Annotated in this window: 14 protein-coding genes and 2 pseudogenes; 13 read left to right on the top strand and 3 right to left on the bottom strand. The window is 66.0% G+C overall.

The features are described from left to right. The first annotated feature begins 48 nt into the window (after nt 1–48). The 6 genes and pseudogenes from tnpB to bimD all read left to right on the top strand — a co-directional run bounded on the left by tnpB (nt 49) and on the right by bimD (nt 5,976). A pseudogene (tnpB, locus tag BG90_RS38095) lies at nt 49–338 on the top strand (IS66 family insertion sequence element accessory protein TnpB). A 30-nt stretch (nt 339–368) separates the two neighbouring features. Continuing rightward, a pseudogene (tnpC, locus tag BG90_RS33780) lies at nt 369–1,387 on the top strand (IS66 family transposase); the annotation flags it as partial. A gap of 329 nt (nt 1,388–1,716) precedes the next feature. Next, the gene (locus BG90_RS24130) at nt 1,717–2,721 is read left to right on the top strand and encodes an N-acetylmuramoyl-L-alanine amidase (RefSeq protein WP_025990287.1); all 1,005 of its coding nucleotides are present in this window, start codon (nt 1,717–1,719) and stop codon (nt 2,719–2,721) included. Between the two features lie 130 nt (nt 2,722–2,851). Continuing rightward, complete coding sequence (locus BG90_RS24125; protein WP_010119450.1) at nt 2,852–4,171, top strand: autotransporter strand-loop-strand O-heptosyltransferase; 1,320 nt, start codon at nt 2,852–2,854, stop codon at nt 4,169–4,171. 222 nt (nt 4,172–4,393) lie between these two features. After that, on the top strand, nt 4,394–5,554 hold the full coding sequence (locus BG90_RS38090) for a YadA family autotransporter adhesin (protein ID WP_414629731.1): 1,161 nt from the start codon (nt 4,394–4,396) through the stop codon (nt 5,552–5,554). Between the two features lie 47 nt (nt 5,555–5,601). Continuing rightward, entirely contained in the window at nt 5,602–5,976 is a 375-nt protein-coding gene (gene bimD / locus BG90_RS24110) for a protein BimD (protein ID WP_025990290.1), read from the top strand. Nucleotides 5,977–6,188: 212 nt separating this feature from the next. Here bimD and tssA read toward each other — a convergent pair whose 3' ends face one another. Genes tssA through BG90_RS24095 form a run of 3 tightly spaced genes read right to left on the bottom strand, consistent with a single transcriptional unit; the run spans nt 6,189 to nt 10,422 of the window. After that, nucleotides 6,189–7,898 (bottom strand): type VI secretion system protein TssA, encoded by a 1,710-nt coding sequence (gene tssA, locus BG90_RS24105; protein ID WP_025990291.1) that lies wholly within the window; start codon nt 7,896–7,898, stop codon nt 6,189–6,191. Further along, entirely contained in the window at nt 7,889–8,623 is a 735-nt protein-coding gene (locus BG90_RS24100) for a response regulator transcription factor (RefSeq protein ID WP_038802094.1), read from the bottom strand. The genes tssA and BG90_RS24100 overlap by 10 nt, the downstream gene beginning before the upstream one ends. Beyond that, nucleotides 8,620–10,422 (bottom strand): ATP-binding protein, encoded by a 1,803-nt coding sequence (locus BG90_RS24095; RefSeq protein WP_025990293.1) that lies wholly within the window; start codon nt 10,420–10,422, stop codon nt 8,620–8,622. Before BG90_RS24095 ends, BG90_RS24100 begins: the two co-directional genes overlap by 4 nt. 268 nt (nt 10,423–10,690) lie before the next feature. Between BG90_RS24095 and tssB the strand changes: the two genes are divergently transcribed. From tssB to tssH, 7 genes are all read left to right on the top strand, one after another. Further along, nucleotides 10,691–11,206 (top strand): type VI secretion system contractile sheath small subunit, encoded by a 516-nt coding sequence (gene tssB / locus BG90_RS24090; protein WP_010119465.1) that lies wholly within the window; start codon nt 10,691–10,693, stop codon nt 11,204–11,206. Between the two features lie 2 nt (nt 11,207–11,208). Next, a complete protein-coding gene (gene tssC / locus BG90_RS24085) occupies nt 11,209–12,714 on the top strand; it encodes a type VI secretion system contractile sheath large subunit (RefSeq protein ID WP_025990294.1) in 1,506 nt (501 codons plus the stop codon). Between the two features lie 186 nt (nt 12,715–12,900). Continuing rightward, on the top strand, nt 12,901–13,389 hold the full coding sequence (locus tag BG90_RS24080) for an Hcp family type VI secretion system effector (RefSeq protein WP_010111600.1): 489 nt from the start codon (nt 12,901–12,903) through the stop codon (nt 13,387–13,389). Next, complete coding sequence (gene tssE / locus BG90_RS24075) at nt 13,386–13,838, top strand: type VI secretion system baseplate subunit TssE (protein WP_025990295.1); 453 nt, start codon at nt 13,386–13,388, stop codon at nt 13,836–13,838. The genes BG90_RS24080 and tssE overlap by 4 nt, the downstream gene beginning before the upstream one ends. 28 nt (nt 13,839–13,866) lie before the next feature. Then, entirely contained in the window at nt 13,867–15,603 is a 1,737-nt protein-coding gene (gene tssF / locus BG90_RS24070) for a type VI secretion system baseplate subunit TssF (protein ID WP_010119469.1), read from the top strand. Continuing rightward, nucleotides 15,591–16,610, top strand: a complete 1,020-nt coding sequence (gene tssG, locus BG90_RS24065; protein ID WP_010111606.1) for a type VI secretion system baseplate subunit TssG — start codon at nt 15,591–15,593, stop codon at nt 16,608–16,610. Before tssF ends, tssG begins: the two co-directional genes overlap by 13 nt. Continuing rightward, a complete protein-coding gene (gene tssH / locus BG90_RS24060; protein WP_045568555.1) occupies nt 16,597–19,296 on the top strand; it encodes a type VI secretion system ATPase TssH in 2,700 nt (899 codons plus the stop codon). Before tssG ends, tssH begins: the two co-directional genes overlap by 14 nt. Nucleotides 19,297–19,299: the final 3 nt, after the last annotated feature.

The raw sequence follows: 19,299 nt of genomic DNA, 5'->3' as shown, positions 1-19,299 counted from the left end.
TCCCTGCCCACGGGTACACGCGTCTGGCTTGTTGCGGGCATCACCGACATGCGCTGCGGATTCCAGGGGCTGGCGGCGAAGGTGCAGACGGCGCTTGAGGAGAATCCGCTGGGGGCAACGTGTTCATCTTCCGGGGACGCCGGGGCGATCTCGTGAAGGTCCTGTGGGCAACCGAGGACGGGCTCTGGCTTCTCGCGAAGCGGCTTGAGCGTGGCCGCTTCGTCTGGCCGCAGGCCGATGGCGGCAAGGTCCATCTGACGGCGGCGCAATTGTCGATGTTGCTCGAAGGCATCGATTGGCGGCAGCCGCGTCGCACCGCTGCACTGTCGATGTTGTAAACCGCGAGGAAGGCTCGTAAACTGCGCCGCATGTCGAACGGCGCCGAACTTCCTGACGATGTTGAAACGCTGCGAGCCTTGCTGGTCGAGGCCCGAGCTCAGCTTGCCGAGCGTGATCTCGAGATCGAGCAGCTCAAGGCACAGATCGACAAATTCAAGCGCATGCAGTTCGGGCGCAAGTCCGAGCAGTTGGACCGGGAGGTCGCGCGGCTCGAAACCGCGCTCGACGATCTGACGGGTGAGCGTGGCGTCGCGGACGTGCGACGCGCCCGTCAATCGAGTGCAGGCACGCCTGCCGGCGACGCGTCGCCGAAGGAAGCGCTACCGCCGCATCTGCCACGCGAAGAACGCGTGCTGGAAGCTGACGCGACCTGCCCGAAGTGCGGCAGCGCGATGCAGCCGCTCGGAGAGGACGTGTCCGAGCAACTTGCCCGGGTCGCGGCGGTGTTCAAGGTGATTCGCACGATTCGGCGCAAAACGGTTTGTCCGTGCGGCCACCACCTCTCGCAACCGCCCATGCCCGGCCTGCCGATCACGCGCAGCATTGCTCATCCGAGCCTGCTGGCCGACATCCTCGTCTCGAAGTACGCTGACCACGCGCCGCTGTACCGGCAGTCGCAGATTGCCGCGCGCGATGGCGTGAAGCTCGACCCGGCCAGCATGGGACGCTGGGTCGTCAATGTGAGGCGCTTTGCGAGCCGCTGACCGAGGCGCTGCGCCGCTACACGATGGCAACGTCCAAGCTCCACGCGGACGACACGCCGATCCCGGTGCTCGCGCCGGGCGAGAAGAAGAAGAAGACGAAGACGAAGACCGGGCGACTCTGGGTGTACGTGCGCGACGACCGCCGTTCGGGCTCGACGGAGCCGGCGGCGGTGTGGTTTGCCTACTCGCCGGACCGCAAGGGCATCCATCCGCAGTCCCATCTGGCCGGATTCGAGGGCATCCTGCAGGCCGACGCCTACGGCGGCTTCAACGAACTGTACGAGCGCGGCAAGGTCCGTGAGGCGGCATGTTGGGATCATGCCCGGCGGTACGTCTATGAAGTTCGGACCTATCCGTGATTCCCGATTTCTTCATTCTGTAGAACGCCCTCGACGAGAAAATTCCACTTCTGATCCCGCCGGCTTTTCGGGGGGATTGCCGCGTCAACACGCTTTCCGACGTCAATCAAGTCGAAGCCACCGAATTGCCAAATATCGGTTGTTTTCCCGACGCCAAAACGACGATTACTTGAAACAATCGCGTCCCTGAATAGCTGATCGAATGATCGACGATCCTGCCGTCAATATCATTCCGACGGCGCGGACATATCAATTCGGATCGCGATCATTCAGGCATCCAGATCACCCTGGACGATGGCCTACGAGGAACTTGCATGAGCAAACAATGGAAAGTACGACTCAATAGCATTGCGAGCGCAGAACGGCGCCGATTCCTGGCGCAAGCTTCACTATGTACCGCAGGCGCGCTCGCGATGCCGGTTTTCGCGTGCGCGACCGGCAACGACGTACGCGACGCGCATTACGTGATCGATACGTCGATCTCGTCGCCAAACCAAGATTCACGTGTGCGCACGCTTGTCCTTCACTACACCGCACAATCGCTTGCGCGCTCCGTCGCGCTGCTCATCGATCCGAAGCGGCCCGCCAGCGCGCACTATCTGGTGCCCGACGCGGCCGATGACGGCAAGCGCTTCCGCGTGTTCGCGCTCGTGCCCGAATTGAGCCGCGCATGGCATGCGGGCATTAGCTATTGGCAAGGCGAGCGCCTGCTCAACGCAAGCTCGATCGGCATCGAGATCGTCAACACCGGCTTCCCCGAGGCGGACGAAAACGCGCCGCTGATGCAGCGTCGTTGGTCATCGTTCCCGGACGCGCAGATGTCGGTGGTCGGCAAACTCGCGGCCGACATCGTCGCGCGTCATGGGATCCCGCCGCAAAAGGTCGTCGGTCATTCGGACATCGCGCCCGGCCGCAAGCTCGATCCGGGGCCGCTTTTCCCATGGCAGACGCTATACGAGCAGTACGGCGTCGGCGCGTGGCCGGACGCGATCGCGGTCGAGTACTACCGTGCTTGCCATCCGTTTCGTCGCGATGTCGCCGAGCTGCAGGCGAAGCTCCTCGCCTACGGCTACGACACGCCGCAAACCGGCGTGCTCGACGAGCGGACGACGAACGTCATCGCGGCGTTCCAGATGCACTTCCGCCCCACCCGATACGACGGCGTGCCCGACATCGAAACCGTTGCGATACTCGACGCGCTGTTGGACAAGTACATTGAGCGCGACAAGCGGCCGTTGCGCGACGAGAAGGCGTCCACGCCCGAACAGCGCGACCGAACGCCCGCACCGGATTCAGTCGATGCAAAGTCAGCCGCTTAGTCGAACCTAACGAATGCGCCGCGCGTCGACGCCGCGAGCGGGAAGCGTCGTCGCACAACAGCAATTGCCGGGCACGCCGTTCCGCACGATACGGCGCGCCCTTTTCGCGCGCCACTGAACTCGATTCATCATGCATCTCTCTCTTTCGTACTCCGATGCGAACGCCAAGCGAAGCGCGTACGACGTGCCGAAGGTCACGTTCGCCGGCTCGCCGTCGGCGCTCGACGCGCACGTGCCGCCGACGCTCCGCCCTCATCTGCCCGCACCGCAAGCCGCATCGAACGGAACGGACGCGCGAGGCTTCTCGGCGCCCGCCGACATGCCGACGTGGTCCGGCACCGAAGGCGTGCGTTTCGACTTCAACGACGGCTGCCGCGTGCTGCTGCCGGACGGAGACTGGACGGTCCGCCTGCGCGACATGCACACCGATACGCCGCTGTTCGACACGCAGATCGGCGCGGGCATTGTGACGAGCACGCGGAAGCACTTCGTGCCGTTCGTGATCGAGATTGATGCGAACGGCAAGCGTGTGTTCAAGCATCGCTTCGACGCACACGGCAAGCCCGTGCTCATCCAGTTCGAAGCAGGCCGGCTCGGCGAAGCGCTCGGCTGGTTCGGCTACGCGGTGAAATTCCAGCGGCGGCATCGCTGCAAGCTGACGTGCTCGATGCCAGCGCCGTTGATTTCGCTGCTGAAGCCCGGCTATCCGGACATCGAGTTCGTGACGCCCGATCTCGTCAAGCCCGAATGCTACTACGCGACATACCGGCTCGGGCGCTTCGCCGGCGACGAAGCGCGCGCGTACCAGCCGAGCGCGCCGCAGCTCGTCGGCATGCACCGCAGCGCCGCATACATGCTAGGCGTCGATCCGCGCGAGGCGCCGCCGCGCATCGAGCTGAACGACGATAGTCCGCCACTCGCGAGCCGCTATGTCTGCGTCGCCGCGCAAAGCGCGCTGCGCTGCGCGCGCTGGGAGCGGCCCGGCGGCTGGCGGAAATTGCAGCGGTTTCTGACGGCGGCCGGCTATCGGATCGTCTGCGTCGATTCGCCTTCGCCGGATGTCGTCGACGAAAGCAGCGCGCTCGCGGATGCCGCGCACTGCCTTCCGCCCGACACGCCGTGGACCGAGCGCGCACGCTGGCTGCGGCACGCGGCCTGCCTGATCGGCGTGCCCGGCGATCTCTCGTGGCTCGCGTGGGCGGTCGGCGCGCCGGTCGTACTGATCAGCGGGTTCACGCACCCCGTGAGCGAGTTCGGCACGCCATACCGCGTAATCAATTTCCATGCGTGCAATAGCTGCTGGAACGACCGAAGCGCAAACTTCGACGATGCCGATGCGTCGTCATGCCCGCGCCATGCGGGCACGTTGCGGCAGTTCGAATGTGCGCGGCTCGTGAGCGTCGAGCAGATCAAGCATGCGATTCGATCGATTCCTGGTATCGCCGGCTGATTCCGGCAATCGACAATCAGCCTCACTCATTCCGTACATCCTCACCGCATGAAATATCGCCCCCTTCCTCTCACTCATTCTCGACGAGACACCGGGCAAGCTGCATCGACTGTCCAATCTCGGCGATTCGCACGTTTGTTGTGCTCGTCCATCGCTCCGCTGGTGCTTGGATTTCCCACGGACGCATTCACCGCCGAACCTGTTCTCGAATTGCTTAGAGATGTGATAAATCGCCGCCGCGAGGCATTTACGCCGCCTCAGTCGCCCCAGTCGCCTCAGTCGTCTCACTCTGGGTGGACTCCGACTCCGCCTCTGTCGACTCCGCCTCTGTCGACTCCGCCCCTGCCGACTCCGCCCCTGCCGACTCCGCCTCTGCCGACTTCGCCTCTGCCGACTTCGCCTCTGCCGACTTCGCCTCTGCCGACTCCGCCCCTGCCGGCTCCACCTCTGCCGACTCCACCTCTGCCGACTCCGCCCCTGCCGACTTCGCCTCTGCCGACTTCGCCTCTGCCGACTTCGCCTCTGCCGACTCCGCCCCTGCCGACTTCGCCTCTGCCGACTTCGCCTCTGCCGACTCCGCCCCTGCCGACTCCGCCCCTGCCGACTCCGCCTCTGCCGACTCCGCCTCTGCCGATTCCGCCTCTGCCGACTCCGCCGCCTGGGAAACTGAGATCGTTCGTGTTGCAAAAGCCCCCGCAGGTGCCGTCATGGCGTAAGAGAGTCTCTCCTGGGACACACCCGGGTCAGCAATCGCCTGCTCACACGATACCGGCCCATATCGCCGCGCCAGCTACCGGATCCGCGAAATATGTCGCGATTAATTCCGTGTCGGCCGGCGCATCAGCAACTGGCACAAACGCCATCGCGATCGGTACGAACTCGAACGCGCCCGGCTCCCGCTCGATCGCAATCGGCGTCGACACGATCGCATCCGGCCATAATGCCGTCGCGCTCGGCACAGGATCCGTGGCCAATCGAGACAACACGGTATCCGTCGGGCGACACGGCAACGAACGCCAGATCGTGCATGTTGCCCGTGGCACGCAAGGCACCGACGCGGTGAATGTCGATCAACTGAACCTCGCGATGTCAAACGCGACCGCCTACACGAACCAGCGCATCGGCGACCTTCAGCAGAGCATCACCGACACCGCGCGCGACGCGTATTCCGGCGTCGCAGCGGCGACCGCGCTGACGATGATCCCCGACGTCGATCGCGACAAGGTGTTGTCGATCGGCGTCGGCGGCGCGGTCTACAAGGGCCATCGCGCGGTCGCGCTCGGCGGCACCGCGCGCATCAGCGACAACCTCAAGGTGCGGGCGGGCGTCGCGATGAGCGCCGGCGGCAATACAGTCGGCGTGGGCATGAGCTGGCAATGGTAATTCCGCAAGCACGCGCCGCACACATCGCCAAGGAGGCACACAACATGATGAAATTTCCGATCCTAATCCAGATCCTCCCGGCGCTCGCGTTGTCCGTCGCGGGTCTGGGCGGCTGCAGTCGGGAGGCCGAGCCCATGCCCGTCGCGAATGCCAATGCCAATGCCGGTGCGCCGGCGTCGCGAGGCTGGCCCGCCTACATGGAGGAGTTCAACGAGAGCATCCGATCGATGAGCGGCGAGCATGAGACCGGCGTGCACATCAATCGCGGTTGGGGCGTCTTCAACACGATCAAGGCGGTGCCGTCCGCCGATTCGGCCTCGTCGGCAAGCGCAGTGCCTGACGACGCGAACCGTGCGAATAGCGCGAGCGGCGCGCATGCGCATCCGCCGGATGCGCCGGTTGCCGGTTCACGAATATGCTGACCCGGCCGCGCCGCGACGTGCCCGACTGCACGCGAGCGGCGCGCGCTCCGCTCGCCGTTCACCACTACCGCGCCATACACGCGACCACGGCCTCTCCATCCTCGCGCAATCGCCGTACGACCGGCATGCGGTCGTACAGCCCAGTCTCTCGCCCGCCGCTGCGCGCATGCGCGCACGAGCACAGCATCACGCGTCGTTCCGCACGCCTCGGCTCACGTTGACAAACGCATCGCCCGCGCCGCGTCGACGCTCGCGATATCGTCGAGCACCCCCTGCGCGTGCACCGAATCACGATCGCGCCGACGAATCAGCAGCGCGTACGCAGCCGACAGGCCGTCGAGCGCCAGCCCGGGATCCCACGCGAGCAAGTCGTGCCTGCGGATTGGCTCGATCACGCCGCGCGCGAACGCTTCCGGGATCTCATGCGCCCAATGATCGCGCACGAACTCGCACAGCCGGATGCGCGCCTTCAGCCGGCATTCCGCGCTCGGCGCGCGATCGATCGCCTCCTGAATCGCATGCAGCGCGCGATCGAGCTGACCGTTTGCGGCGAGCGCGCGTGCACGGTCGACGGCATCGTCGGCGCAAGCTTCATGCGCATCGCTCCGCGCACGATCCGGTTCCTCTGTCATCGGTGAAGACGACGGCGACACCGTATCCGACCCACCGCTCGGCGCGGAAAGCCTGGCGAGCCACGCACGCGTGGCATCATCGGCGAACGGCGTGCCGTCCGCGAATTTCAGCGCGTCGAGGCCCGGCAGCCGTCCAAGCAGCGCGCGAACCGCTGTCTCCACTTCGTGTTGCGCGTCCGCGCAATCGCCGCCCGCGCGCGCGAGCGAGCACGCGGCGATCCGTTGCAAATCCAGCCAGAGCGGAAACGCCTGGGCGTGCTCTTCGGCGAAGCGGATTGCATCCGCGGGCTCGCCGTGCACGTCGATGCCTTTCGCCACGTCGACGACCTGCGCATTCGGCGCTGGGATCCGCGTCCGTCCGCCGTCCACTTCCGTATCCGGCAACGCGCGCACGTTCGACCAGCATGCAAAGCGGCGCAGGCGGAAGCTGCGCGCGTCGGTCCAGTCGGCTTGCGCGAACGCCATCGCGATGCGATGCAAATGCGCGAGCGCATCGTCGAGCGCGCTCTCGCGGCCGACCGCATCGTTGAGCGACGCCGGTTGCCGGGCGGCGTCGACATTCGCGCGCCTCCTCGTGCGACCGGCCGGCTCTGCCGATGCATGCTCGTCAGAGGTATCCGCGATGTTCGTGGACGTTTCGTCCATCGCATCGAGCACATCCGCCGCATCCGTCTCGTCCGGCTCGACAGGCAGTCGGTCCGCGAACGCAATCACCGCGCGCATCGTCGGCGCGTCGTTGTCGCGCTCGGCCAGCAGTGCGTCGATCCGCCGCGCGGCTGCACGCAAATGATCGATCAATTCGTTGGGGCAGGCGCCGCCGTATGCGACGGTCCCGGCGTCTCGCATCGCGTCGACGCGATCGAGCAGCCACTGCAGCGCCCCGCGCCTCGCCCGCATCCGTGACAAGGGCGGCGACATCGCGTCCCAATGGCGTTCGATGAGATCGCCGACGACCTCGAGGCCGCAGCGCAGTCCGGCTGCGCCGCCGATCTGCAGCAGCGCGCCCGCCAGATAGCAGCCGACGAGCAAGTCCTTGCCTCTGTCGCGAAGCAGTTCCGTCGCGAGGTTCGCCACCGCGCTCCAATCAACCTGCCCGCCCGCGCCCGGCGATGCGAGCTTCGCGAGTTCCGTATGCAGCACGTCGAAGCGTGCGTCGTTGCGCACGTCGGCACCCGTGGGCGCGTCCGGATCGACGTCCGTGCGCCCCAGCACGGAGAGCGCTTCGAAATCCACGTTCATACACGCGCCCGATGACGCACTCCCGAGCTGACCCCGCGTGCTCACTCCCATGCCGTCTCCACGTCCTTTGCAGCGAAGTAGTACCCGACACCGCGCTCGGTCCGGATCAGTTCGGGATGCTTCGGATCCTTCTCGATCTTTTTGCGCAACCGCCAAATCTGCACGTCGATCGCGCGATCAGAGACGTCGTCGAATGCGCGAGTGCATTCGAGCAATTGCGCACGCGCGACGATGCGCGACGGCGAACCAAGAAAGAACGCAAGCAGATTGAATTCGCCGACCGTCAGCGGGACTTCGCGCGCGTCGCATGTCGACAGGCGACGCGTATTCATGTTCAACGTCCAGCCGTCGAAACGGTATGCGCGCGGATGCCTGCCGCGACGCACGGGGGCAGTCGACGGCTCGGCTCTGCGCCACAGCGCACGCATCCGCGCAAGCACCTCGCGCAGCGAGTACGGCTTCACGACGTAATCGTCCGCACCGAATTCCAGGCCCATGATGCGATCCGCCTCTTCGTTTCTGCCTGTCACGCAGATGAGTGGGAAGCGCTGCGAATCGCGCCAGCGCAACAGCACGTCGACGCCATCTCCGTCCGGCAGGCCGAGATCGAGCAGCACCATTTCGTATTCCCGCCGACCAACCGACTCGACAGCCGCCGCAGCCGTCCCTACGCCGTCCACGACCATGCCGTGGTCCGACAAATAACTGCAGAGCACACGCCGCAACGGCTCGTCGTCCTCGACGACGAGCACCGCTGGCAATCTTGTCGTATTCATCGTTCCATCTCCTGTGCTGTGTCGCACGCGCCGACGTCGGTTTCGTTGGATGTACCCGTCGATCGCGCTGTCGGTAACGTGAGCCGGAACCGGCTGCCCGCGCCGCGCTCCGTCGCGACGGCGATTTGTCCGCGATGCGCGATTGCCGCTCCCGCGACGATCGCGAGGCCGAGCCCCGTGCCCGGCGCGCCACGCCGGTTCGAATAGAACGGCTCGAAAATGCGATCGAGTGGCTCGACATCGATACCGTCGCCGTCGTCGCTCACCTCGATCCATACGCCGCTCGCCACCGACGGCTCGCCGACCACGACATCGAATTCATCTGGAGCCGGCGCGTGGCAATCGCTCGCGCCGATGCGCACGACGACCGTCGCACGCGCCGCGCGCACCGCGTTGCCGACGAGATTGACGACAGCGCGCGCGAACTGGCTGCGATCGGCAAATACCATGTGTCGCGTGTCGTCGCATCCGGCATCATCACGCCGCGTGTCGCCGCATGCGTCATCGCCGCACCGAACAATCTCGACGCCGCGCGCGGCGGCCAAGCGCGCCGAACCGAGCGCCTCGTCGACGATCTCATCGACGCTCACCCACGTCAACACGGGTTCGCCGCGGCGCGCGGCAAGCAGGATCTGCGTCGTCAGATCGCGGCCGCGCTCGACCACGCGATGAATTTCGTCGATCGATTCGTCCACGCGCACGCCGGCCGCAAGCCGATCGGAAACGTATTCGGCATGGCAGTTGATCGTCGCCAGCACGTTATTGAAGTCGTGAACGATTCCACCCGCGAAAAAACCGAGCGACTCGAAGCGGCGCGACCGCTCGATCTGCCTCGCGAGCCGTCTGCGCTCGCCGGTCGCAATCGCGATGCACATCGACAGGATCACGACGCCGATCAGATCGACCTGTAGCGCCCATACGCCACGGCCATCGTAATGAAATGCATACGGGCCGCGACCGCCAAGCGTCATCCCGATGAGGCTGATCGCCGCGCCGGCATTGAGCTGAGACGCGAGCACGAGCCCGCCTTCGAGCGCCGCCCAGCACAACGACAGCGCGAGCAACGCGCGCGCGACTTCGCCCTGGTCGCTCCAGATCGACGCGAAGCATAGCGAACCGAAAACCGCGAGCGCGGGCAGCCAGTTGCGGTGCCGCGCCCACATCGTGCGGCAAGCGCGCGCTCGCCACGTGATGAGTGCGGGCAACAACGCGAGCAAAGCGAGCGCGTTTGCTGCATAGGCGCGCGACCATTCGTTCAACCACTCGCGATCGTTCATCCACACGGACAGGACCGCCGCAGCGAACATCGCGTGCATTGCCGCGGCGCCGACCGGCAACAACAGCACGAACATCGCGAAGCCGCGCAGTGTATCCACACCGCCGCCCGGCATCACGTAGCGCCGCACAAGCCACGCACCCGTCACCGCCTCGATGACGTTGACGGCGGCTAACAGCGCGTCGACGCACCACGGCACCCAGTCGAGCGAACCCGCGATCAGCAGCGTGACGTACAGCGAAGCCGCGCCCAGCCATCGCGTGAGCGGTCGACGGCAATGCAGCAGCAGCGCGATGCCGAGCACCGGCGCGGGCCACACGACGGCCGACAGCGTGTGATTGAGCGACGTGCACGCGCCGGGCCGCGACAGCAGATGATTCGCGTAGTACAGCAACAATAGCAGCGCCGTCGCATTCAGCGCGCCGCCCTGCGTGAACGCGCGATCGGTGCGACGCGAAGGTTGCATGATGCGTGTGGGCCGGACCTTTCGCAAAGGGCCGGCATCGATGGAATTTCCGTGCATAGGTCGGTCAGAGGTCGGCGAATACTAAACCGTCTTCGTTTCGGATATCAACCTATCTTAGCGATGCATCGCACGATTCCTTTCATCCGCAACAAAAGCGGCACGAGGCAACCAAAAATTGGGACCCTGCGACTAACACCGCCTCCATCATTCCTTCGATACTCGTCTCACTGATGTCGCTTCCGAGCGTTTCATGCAAAACGCCGGGCGCATCCGTAATCCATACTCACCCGTCGCTCGCGAGCGACAACGAAGAGGAGAACCCAACGTGACAACGAACGGATCCGTCGCACCGAAAGAGCGGGTCAACATCGTCTATCGCCCCGCGATCGGCGATGCAAAAGCAGAAGTTGAACTGCCGCTCAAGGTGCTTGTGCTCGGCGAATTCTCGACGACTGACAACAAGCCGCCGCTCGAGGAGCTTACCCCCGTCAACATCGACAAGGGCGACTTCAACAACGTGATGAAGGCGCAGCACCTGCGACTCGCGATGGGCGTAACGAACCTGCTCGACGATCAGGCTGGCGAAGACGATCACTTGTCCGTCACGCTCGGCTTCGATTCGGTCGACGATTTCTCGCCCGACGCGATCGTCGAGAAAGTGCCCGAACTGAAACAGCTCATTGCGCTGCGCGACGCGTTGAAAGCGCTGAAGGGCCCACTCGGCAACATTCCAGGCTTTCGCAAGCGCATCCACGAGATCGTGACCGACAAGACAGCACGCAAGCAGTTGCTCGCCGAACTCGGCCTTGACGACCAAAGAACCGCGACACAAAACTCATGATCATGGAAGGCGAACACCTGCAAACCCAGAAGGTCGCCGACGCGGCAAGCCCCGACGTCGCGATGCGCGACACGCCGGCCTCCCTGCTCGACGAACTGATCGAGACCGCGCGCGTGAAGCGCGACGAGGACGCATATCCGGTGACGCGTCACGGCATCCAGGCATTCGTTGCACACCTGGCGACGCCCAAGCGCCCGATCGAGGCCGTGAGCCAGGCGACGGTCGACGACATGATCGCCGAGATCGATCGCAAGCTGTGCCAGCAGGTAGACGCGATCCTGCACCATCCGGATTTTCAGCAGCTCGAATCGACGTGGCGCTCGCTGAAGTTCCTCGTCGACCGCACGGATTTTCGCGAGAACATCAAGATTCAGTTCCTCGACGTCGGCAAGGCCACGCTTCTCGACGATTTCGACGATTCGCCCGACATCACGAAATCCAGTCTGTACCAGAAGGTCTACACGGCCGAGTACGGCCAGTTCGGCGGCCAGCCGATCGGCGCGATCGTCGCGAACTACACGTTCGGGCCCGGCGCACAAGACGTCAAGCTGCTGCAATACGTCGCGAGCACGTCGGCGATGGCGCATACGCCGTTCATCGCGGCGGCGGGACCCGCGTTCTTCGGCATCGATTCGTTCGGCAAGCTGCCGAACGTGAAGGATCTGTCGTCGCTTTTCGAGGGGCCGCAATTCACGAAATGGAACGCGTTTCGCGAGAGTGAGGACGCCCGCTACGTCGGTCTCACGCTGCCGCGCTTCCTGCTGCGGCTGCCGTACAGCGCAAACACGACGCCCGTCAAGCGCTTCAATTACGACGAGCGCGTCGACGGCGGCGACGCGAATTTCCTGTGGGGCAACGCCGCGTTCGCGTTCGCGACGCGACTCACCGCGAGCTTCGCCGACTATCGCTGGTGCGCGAACGTGATCGGTCCGAAAGGCGGCGGTACGGTCGCAGATTTGCCGCTCTACGCGTACGAAGCGATGGGCGAGATCCAGAATAAAATCCCGACCGACGTGCTGATTTCCGAGCGTCGTGAGTTCGAGCTCGCCGAACAGGGCTTCATCGCGCTGACGATGCGCAAGCACAGCGACAACGCCGCGTTCTTCTCCGCCAATTCGACGCAAAAGGCGAAATTCTTCGGCATCAGCAAGGAAGGCAAGGATGCCGAACTGAATTACCGGCTCGGCACGCAGCTTCCGTACATCTTCGTCGTCAACCGGCTCGCCCATTACATCAAGGTAATCCAGCGCGAGAACATCGGCACGTGGAAGGAGCGCGGCGACCTCGAGCAGGAACTCAACCAGTGGATACGCCAGTACGTCGCAGACATGGACAACCCGACCGAGGGCGTCCGGGGCCGCCGGCCGCTGCGTCAAGCGGAGATCTTTGTGTCGGACGTCGAAGGCGAGCCAGGCTGGTACCGCGTCGATATGAAGGTGCGACCGCATTTCAAGTACATGGGTGCGTCGTTCACGCTGTCACTCGTTGGCAAGCTCGAGAAGCGCTGACGGCGTGCGGCTGTCGTCGTCGCGCATCGCCAATTGTTTCGTCCGTGATGTTCGGATGTCACGCCGAAATCGAAATCAAATCCGGTCCGCCAATAATCGTTTCACGTCTGCGGCCCCGCATCGGGTCACGACGTTCGTCAATCCGGCGCGCCCTGCGGCGCGCCGACACATCAGGAGAAATTCGCCATGCCGATGCCGTGCTTTCTCGCGCTCGAAGGGCAAACCCAGGGCAACATCGAAGGTTCCGTCGACATCCAGGGTCACGAGGGCAAGATTCTCGTCCAGGCCGTTGAACACACGATCGAGATCCCGAAGAGCCCGCAAACGGGTCTTCCGACGGGCAAACGCATCCACGGACCGATGACGCTGACGAAGGAAATCGACAAGTCGTCGCCGAAACTATCGCAGGCACTCGCGTCCGGTGAGCAGATGAAATCGGTCGTGCTCGAGTTCTACCGGATTCTGAAAGAGGGCAAGGAAGAGCACTACTACACGGTCAAGCTCGAGAACGCGATCCTGACGAGCATCCGCTCGTGGACGCCGAACTGCCTCGTACTCGACAACAAGCAGCTCGGCCACATGGAAGACGTGTCGTTTACCTACGAGAAGATCACGTGGACCTACGTGCCGGACGGTATTGAGGCCGAGGACTCGTGGCGCGCGCCGAAGGTATGACCGCTCGCCTGCCTGCCCGCCCTCCGGCGGGCGAGCGCCGCCTGCTCGAGCGGATCACGGACTGGGAAGCGGGTGGTGAGCACGGCGGCATCCCGCGCGCGGACGTGCTCGCGCGCTCGGTCATCGATCATCTGCGCCGCATCTTGAACACACGGCAGGGCCACGTGCCGATCGATCCGGTCTTCGGCGTGCCGGATTTCACGAATCTCGCGGGTGGTTTTGCACAAGGGTCCGTCCGTCAGGTTGAAGCGCAGATCGAACGCGTGATCAAGTGCTACGAACCTCGACTGAGATCGCCGCGCGTCGTGCTCGCCGAGCGTCCGCTGGATGCGGCGACGCTGCACTTCAGTCTCGACGCGCTGCTCGTGCTCGACGCACGCGAAGTGTCGGCGCGCTTTCTGACTACCGTTAGCGGCAACGGAAAGATCGATATCCGAACGATTTCCTGAGCGCGCGCGATTTCGCCGCGAGTCCATCATGACCACCACCACCACGCTGAATCACTATTACGAGGACGAACTGTTCCGTCTGCGCGAGCTCGCCGTCGAGTTCGGCCGCGCGCACCCGCTGCTCGCGCCGATGCTCGGCGCGCCGTCGGGCGACCCGGATGTCGAGCGACTGCTCGAAGGCGTCGCGTTCCTGACGGGGCTCGCTCGGCAAAAGCTCGACGACGGCCTTCCGGAGCTCGTGCAGGGACTTGCGAACCTGCTGTTTCCACACTCACTACGCCCGGTTCCGGCGGCAACACTGATCGCGTTCGAGCCGCGCGGCGCGCTGCGCGAGCGCGCGGTCGTCGGGGCCGGCACCGAGATCGAATCGACGCCCGTCGACGGCACGGCCTGCCGGTTCCGCACGTGCGTCGACCTCGACGTCGAGCCGATTGCACTCGCCGACTGCCGGTTCGTGCCGTCCGCGGGCGACCTGCCCGCGCTGCGCCTCGACTTCGAGATGCTCGGCATCGACGCAAGCGAATGGGATGCGACGCGCATCCGCCTGTTCGTCGACGGCGAGCGGCTGCGCGCGAGCCGGCTGTTTGCGCTGCTGATGCGGCACGTCGTATCGGTCGACATCACGTGCGGCCCCCCGGATCGACCCGGCCCGCGCATCGCGCTTGGCGGCGGCGCGTTGCGGCCGGCGGGCTTCGACGACGTCCTGCTGCCCTGCCCCGACCGCGCGTTTCCGGGCTTCCGACTGCTGCACGAATACTTCGCGTTCGCCGAGAAATTCCTGTTCGTCGAACTGACCGGCCTCGAGCGATGGCGCGCCGCCCGCTCAGGCACGCAGTTCAGCGTGTGGCTCACGCTCGACTGCGCGCCCGACTGGTTGTCGTGCGTCGATCGCGACAGCTTCCGGCTGAACGTCGCTGCCGCGCTGAACCTGTTTCCACACGAGGCGGTACCGATCCAGCACGAGCATCGTGCGACCGACTACCGGCTGCAGCCCGAAGGCGACGCGCGCGGCCACTGCCGGATCTTTTCCGTCGATCGCGTCGTTGGCTATCGTCCCGGCCATCCCGGCGATCGGCATTACGTACCGTTCGGCGTCGCGGGCGACGCCGCGAGCTACCGGCTGATTCGCCGCACGGCGCTCGACGGGCGCAGACACAACGTCCATCTCGCGCTCGCCTATCCACCCGGCGAGGCGCTCGCGACCGAGACACTTTCGATCGACCTGTCATGCACGAACGGCGCGCTGCCCGCGAGTCTGAAGATTGGCGACGTGTGCCGCCCGACTGACAGCTCGCCCGAGTGTTTCGCGTTCGCCAACATCACGCCCGTGAGCCCGTCGATCGACCCGCCGCTCGGCGAGCCACTGCTGTGGCGGACGATCGGCCTTCTCGCGCTGAATTTCCTGTCGCTTGGCAGCGCCGACAGCCTGAAGCAGATGCTCGCGCTCCACGCGTTCGCCGAGTACCGCGACGACTCACGCGCGCAAGGCGACCGCCGCCGCATCGACGGGATTGAATCAGTCGACGTACAGCCTGAGACGCGGATTGTCGGCGAGCGAATGCTGAACGGCCAGCGCGTCGCGCTGCGCTGCCGCTCGGACGCATTCGGCGGCACCGGGGAGCTGTATCTGTTCGGCTGCGTGCTCGAGCGCTTTCTGTCCGACTACGCGGCGATCAACACATACATGCGCGTCGAGATCGACGCGTCGCCCGACGGCGAGCGTTTCGCGTGGCCGCCGAGGATGGGGGCGCAATGCCTGCTCTAGAGCCTGTCCTGCTCGGTGAGGCAAAGCACTTCGCGTATTTCCAGGCGATCCGGCTGCTGCGTCGCATTGTTCGCGAACGGCGCGGCGACGCCGCGGATGGGCCCGCCGCGCCGATGCCGATCCATACGCGGCCGAATCTCACGCTATCGTTTCCGGACACCGATGTCGAGCGCATCGACAAGGCGGAAGACGGCGGCTACCGGGTCATCGCGAACTTCTTCGGGCTGTACGGCGTGTCGTCGCCGCTGCCGACGTTCTATACCGAAGACCTGATCGATGAAACGTCCAAGGGCCGCCACGCGGCGCGAGGCTTCCTCGACGTGCTGCATCGCGTGCTCTATCCGCTCCTGTTCGACGCATGGCTCAAGTATCGACTGTCGCTGCGGATCGTCGAGGAGCACGACGCAGCCGCGCTACGCCCGCTCTATGCGCTCGCGGGCGTCGACGTGCGCACCGCGCGCGACGCGGGCCTGCACGAGCACGCGCTGCTGCGACACGTCGGACTGCTGAGCCAGCGGCCGCGCTCGGCGTCCGGATTACGCGCGCTGCTCGCCGACGCGCTCGCGCCTTCGACGGTCGACATCGAGCAGTGTGTGCCGCAGTGGCTGCCGATTCCCGACGATCAGCGTACTCGCGTCGGCGCGCGCGCGCATCGGCTCGGCGTCGACGCGCGCGTCGGCGAGCGGATGCGCGACGACGGCGGGCGGCTGCGCATCATGCTCGGCGACGTGCCTGGCCCGCTGTTTCGCGAACTAATGCCTGGCGGCGACGCGTTTCGCCGGCTCCGGTTCCTCACCCGCCTCTATCTGACGCAGCCGTTCGTCGTCGACGTCGCGGTACGCGTGCGCGTGCGCGACGCCGGCCCAGCGCGCTGCGGCGACGACGCATGGTCGCGCGTCGGGCTCGACGCGTGGCTCGGCGGCCCGTCTGCCGAACGCGCGACGTCGCCTGAATTCCGTCTTCCGACTTCCCTCTTTGATCAAGCGAGACCCCATCATGCTGGTTGACCTGAAGCCGTTGATCGAACAGCTCAACCCCTATTGCCGGATGTCGCTCGAAAACGCGGTCGGCGCATGCGTCGCGCGCCGGCACGACGACGTCACCGTCGAGCACCTGCTCGCGCGGCTGTGCGACGAGCCGTCGGCTGACGTCGCGCTGCTGCTGCGCGCGAGCGGCGCCGACGCGGCGCGCCTGCGCCGGCAAGCCGACGCGGCGCTCGACGCACGGCCGGCGGGCGACAGCGGCCGCCCCGCGTTCGCGCCGTCGCTGCTCGCACTGCTGCAGGACGCATGGCTGATCGCGTCGCTGGAGCTAGGCGAGACGCGAATCCGCTCGGCGGCGGTGCTTGCCGCCGCTGTCGTGCGCGCCGCGCGGCAGCCATCGTCCGGCCACGACGACGTGCTGCAGTCGCTGCGCAAGGACGCGCTTCTCGCGCGCTTCACCGATGCATGCGCGCAATCGGTCGAATCGACCCAAACGGGCGCGCGCGACGCCGCGCCCGGCGGTGCGCACGATGGGTCGAGCGCGATCGCCCGCTATTGCGAGGACTTCACCGCGAAGGCCCGCGCCGGCGGGATCGATCCGGTGTTCGGCCGCGACGCCGAAATCCGTCAGATCGTCGACATCCTCGCGCGGCGCCGCAAGAACAATCCAGTGTGCGTCGGCGAGCCGGGCGTCGGCAAGACGGCCGTCGTCGAGGGGCTCGCGCTGCGGATCGCCGAAGGCGACGTGCCGGCGACGCTGCGGCACGCGACGCTGCTCGGTCTCGATCTCGGACTGCTTCAGGCAGGCGCGAGCGTCAAGGGCGAATTCGAGCAGCGGCTCAAGCGCGTGATCGCCGAAATCCGCGCGTCGCAAACGCCCATTGTGCTATTCGTCGACGAGGCGCACACGCTGGTCGGCGCGGGCGGCCCGGCGGGCGCGTCCGATGCGGCGAACCTGCTGAAGCCCGTGCTCGCGCGCGGCGAGCTGCGTACGATCGCTGCCACCACGTGGAGCGAATATAAGAAGTACTTCGAGAAGGACGCGGCGCTCGCCCGACGCTTTCAGCCTGTGAAGCTCGACAGCCCCGATGTCGCGACGTCGGTGATGATTCTGCGCGGCCTGAAGGATCGCTATCAGGACACGCACGGTGTGTCGATCCGCGACGATGCGCTCGTCGCGGCAGCCGAGCTGTCGGACCGCTACATCACGGGCCGGCAGTTGCCGGACAAGGCGATCGACCTGCTCGACACGGCCTGCGCGCGCGTAAAGGTGCGCCAGCAGACGAAGCCCGCCGCGCTTGAGGACGCGGAGCGCGCGATCCAGGCGCTCGAGCGCGAGCGGCGCGCGCTGCGGCAGGACCTCGCAGATCGCTGCGCGCCGGACACGCCGCGTGTCGCCGACATCGCGAACGAGCTTGCCGCGCTGTCCGCGCGCGCCGACGCGTTGCGCGACGCATGGGCGGCGCAGCGCGACGCGGCGCAAGCGCTCGTCGAGGCGCGCCGCGCGTGCCGTGCGGTCGCGGATGCCGCAGCGCATGCGCGCGCCGCTTCGAACGCCCAGGCCGATTCGAATGCGCCCGCCGACGCCCACGACCGCGCGGCGCGCGCGCTCGCCGACGCGACCCGCCGCTTCGAGCACGCGCAGCGCGATGCCCGGCTCGTGCAAATCGACGTCGATCCGGACGCGATCGCCGACGTCGTGGCCGACTGGACCGGCATCGCGGCCGGCAAGCTGCGCCGCGACCGTGCGAACGTGATGCTGCGGCTCGCCGACACGCTCGAGCGCCGCATCCGCGGCCAGGATCACGCGATCGAGCAGATCGCGGAAGCCGTCAAGACAGGCGCGGCCGGCGTGCACGATCCGCGTCGACCGCTCGGCGTGTTCCTGCTCGCGGGGCCGTCCGGCGTCGGCAAGACGGAAACCGCGGTCGCCGTCGCCGACGCGCTGTTCGGAGACGAGCGCTCGATCGTCGTCGTCAACATGAGCGAATACCCGGAGCGGCATGACGTCAGCCGGCTGATCGGCTCGCCGCCCGGCTACGTCGGCTACGGTGAAGGCGGGATGCTGACCGAGGCGGTGCGCCAGCGGCCCTATTCAGTCGTGCTGCTCGATGAAGTCGAGAAAGCCCACCCGGATGTATTGAACTTGTTCTACCAGGTCTTCGACAAGGGCTCGCTGTCCGACGGCGAAGGCAAGGAAGTCGACTTCGCGAATACGGTGATCTTCCTGACGTCGAATCTCGGCACGGATGCGATCACCGATCTAGCCGCGTCCGGCTGCCGGCCAGACGCGGACGCGATGCGCGCGGCGATCCGGCCGACTCTGTCGCGCCATTTCAAGCCCGCGCTGCTCGCGCGGATGACCGTGATTCCGTATGCGACGCTCGCGCCCGACACGCTCGTGGACATCGCGCGGCTGAAGCTCGAACGTATTACGGCGCGCGTCGCCGCGCAGCATGGAACGCGCGTCGTCCACGACGACGCCGTCGTCGCGCACGTCGCTGCGCGCTGTACCGAAGTCGAATCGGGCGCGCGCAACGTCGACTTCGTCCTGCAACGTCACGTGTTGCCGGCGCTCGCGCAGCACATTCTCGTGCACGCGTGCGATGCGACGCCTGCGTCCGCGATCCGCGTCGCGGTCGACGCCGACGGCCGCTTCGTCGTCTCGACCGACGAGCCGGCCGAGTCCAACGCGACCGACGCGTTCTGACGC

This window comes from Burkholderia oklahomensis C6786 (assembly GCF_000959365.1).
Lineage (GTDB): Bacteria > Pseudomonadota > Gammaproteobacteria > Burkholderiales > Burkholderiaceae > Burkholderia > Burkholderia oklahomensis.
Note: the sequence above shows the minus strand (reverse complement) of the source record. Positions and strands in the feature narration are given on the sequence as shown.

Bases quoted from the DNA above. Each gene is read 5' to 3' on its own strand.
- BG90_RS24125 (WP_010119450.1), top strand. From the start codon at position 2,852: ATGCATCTCTCTCTTTCGTACTCCGATGCGAACGCCAAGCGAAGCGCG.
- BG90_RS24130 (WP_025990287.1), top strand. From the start codon at position 1,717: ATGAGCAAACAATGGAAAGTACGACTCAATAGCATTGCGAGCGCAGAA.
- tssA (WP_025990291.1), bottom strand. From the start codon at position 7,898: ATGGGAGTGAGCACGCGGGGTCAGCTCGGGAGTGCGTCATCGGGCGCG.
- BG90_RS24100 (WP_038802094.1), bottom strand. From the start codon at position 8,623: ATGAATACGACAAGATTGCCAGCGGTGCTCGTCGTCGAGGACGACGAG.
- BG90_RS24095 (WP_025990293.1), bottom strand. From the start codon at position 10,422: ATGCACGGAAATTCCATCGATGCCGGCCCTTTGCGAAAGGTCCGGCCC.
- tssG (WP_010111606.1), top strand. From the start codon at position 15,591: ATGCCTGCTCTAGAGCCTGTCCTGCTCGGTGAGGCAAAGCACTTCGCG.
- tssC (WP_025990294.1), top strand. From the start codon at position 11,209: ATGGAAGGCGAACACCTGCAAACCCAGAAGGTCGCCGACGCGGCAAGC.
- tssF (WP_010119469.1), top strand. From the start codon at position 13,867: ATGACCACCACCACCACGCTGAATCACTATTACGAGGACGAACTGTTC.
- BG90_RS24080 (WP_010111600.1), top strand. From the start codon at position 12,901: ATGCCGATGCCGTGCTTTCTCGCGCTCGAAGGGCAAACCCAGGGCAAC.
- tssE (WP_025990295.1), top strand. From the start codon at position 13,386: ATGACCGCTCGCCTGCCTGCCCGCCCTCCGGCGGGCGAGCGCCGCCTG.
- bimD (WP_025990290.1), top strand. From the start codon at position 5,602: ATGAAATTTCCGATCCTAATCCAGATCCTCCCGGCGCTCGCGTTGTCC.